Here is a 266-nt window from a genome sequence, read left to right on the forward strand (position 1 = left end):
CTTAACCCTGTCACCTAACGGCAAGTATTTATTGCAATCGACCATTGAATACCAAGCTAGCCAAGGCGATACGCCGATTCAAGTGACCGAGTTACGTAAATTATCGGATAACAGCGTGATGTACCGCTGGCAAGATAACCGCCCTAGTAGTGCGGTTTGGTCAAGTGACTCTTCACAACTCGTCTTTGTGGCTAACAAACAAATTCAATTATTTAATGTTGCTGATTTGAGCATTAACGTTGTCGCGACTGATATGGACAATGTGT

At 43.2% G+C, this 266-nt stretch carries 1 pseudogene; it reads left to right on the plus strand.

Features of this window, described 5'->3' with window-relative positions:
- Positions 1–266: pseudogene (locus AAEZ00_RS21405) on the plus strand (alpha/beta hydrolase family protein); the annotation flags it as partial.

It is taken from the genome of Shewanella sp. S1-49-MNA-CIBAN-0167 (genome assembly GCF_040310145.1).
GTDB classification, from domain to species: domain Bacteria; phylum Pseudomonadota; class Gammaproteobacteria; order Enterobacterales; family Shewanellaceae; genus Shewanella; species Shewanella psychromarinicola.